The organism is Chitinophaga sp. (genome assembly GCF_036566945.1).
Lineage (GTDB): Bacteria > Bacteroidota > Bacteroidia > Chitinophagales > Chitinophagaceae > Chitinophaga.
The window spans coordinates 1-1,599 of sequence record NZ_DATCVJ010000374.1 but is presented as its reverse complement, the minus strand read 5'-3'; the positions used below and the strand labels follow the sequence as shown (position 1 = coordinate 1,599).

Below are 1,599 nucleotides of genomic sequence, written 5' to 3'. Positions count from 1 at the left end.
CGTCGCGGCTTTTGCCGCGCGTCCGCGCAGCGCCCGTCCCGGCAGGGACGATACGGCGCGTGAGCGCTTTTGAAACAGCGAGAACAATTCAACTTTCTAGATATCGTAATAAGGTATCTGACCTTCGAATACATAGGGGTTAGAAGCGAACCCGGGGAACTGAAACATCTAAGTACCCGGAGGAAAGGACATCAAACGAGACTCCGTAAGTAGTGGCGAGCGAACGCGGACCAGGCCAGTGGCTTTTATGAGACAAGTGGAACACTCTGGAAAGGGTGGCTAAAGTGGGTGACAGCCCCGTACACGTAATGCGAATAAAAGTCCTTGAGTAGGGCGGGACACGTGAAATCCTGTCTGAACATGGGGAGACCACTCTCCAAGCCTAAGTACTCGTGCATGACCGATAGCGAACCAGTACCGTGAGGGAAAGGTGAAAAGCACCCCGACAAGGGGAGTGAAAGAGATCCTGAAACCGAATGCCTACAAACAGTTGGAGCCCAAGATTTGTTCTGGGTGACAGCGTACCTTTTGTATAATGGGTCAGCGACTTAGTGTGACGAGCAAGCTTAAACCGGTAGGTGTAGGCGCAGCGAAAGCGAGTCTGAACAGGGCGTTCAGTTCGTTGGATTAGACCCGAAACCAAGTGATCTAGCCATGAGCAGGTTGAAGGTAAGGTAACACTTACTGGAGGACCGAACCCGCATCTGTTGCAATAGATTGGGATGACTTGTGGCTAGGGGTGAAAGGCCAATCAAACTTGGAGATAGCTGGTTCTCCGCGAAATCTATTTAGGTAGAGCGTCGATTTTATACCTTCGGGGGTAGAGCACTGGATGGGCTAGGGGATCTGACCGATTTACCAAACCTAACCAAACTCCGAATACCGAAGAGTACTAATCGGCAGACACACGGCGGGTGCTAACGTCCGTCGTGAAGAGGGCAACAACCCTGACCACCATCTAAGGTCCCTAAGTTATGGCTAAGTGGGAAAGGATGTGAGGATCCCAAAACAACCAGGATGTTGGCTTAGAAGCAGCCATCATTTAAAGAAAGCGTAACAGCTCACTGGTCTAAATAAGGGTCTTTGCGCCGAAAATGTACCGGGGCTCAAGCCATACACCGAAGCTGTGGATTTGCAGTTTACTGCAAGTGGTAGCGGAGCGTTCTGTAAGCCGTTGAAGAGGGACCCGTGAGGGCCTTTGGAGGTATCAGAAGTGAGAATGCTGACATGAGTAACGATAAAGGGAGTGAGAGACTCCCTCGCCGAAAGTCCAAGGGTTCCTGCTTAAAGTTAATCTGAGCAGGGTTAGCCGGCCCCTAAGGCGAGGCCGAAAGGCGTAGTCGATGGGAACCACGTTAATATTCGTGGGCCTGCGGGTAGTGACGGATCGCGTGTGTTGTTCCTCCTTATTGGATTGGAGGGGCTTCGAAGCGGTCCCAGGAAATAGCTCCCGCGTATAGACCGTACCCTAAACCGACACAGGTGGACTGGTAGAGAATACCAAGGCGCTTGAGCGAAGTGTGCTGAAGGAACTCGGCAAATTACCCGCGTAACTTCGGGATAAGCGGGCTATCTGTCTGGGCAACCAGACAGGTAGGG

General features: G+C 52.0%; 1 rRNA gene. It reads left to right on the top strand.

From position 1 onward, the window contains the following. Positions 1–1,599, top strand: a 23S ribosomal RNA gene (locus VIP81_RS10940); the annotation flags it as partial.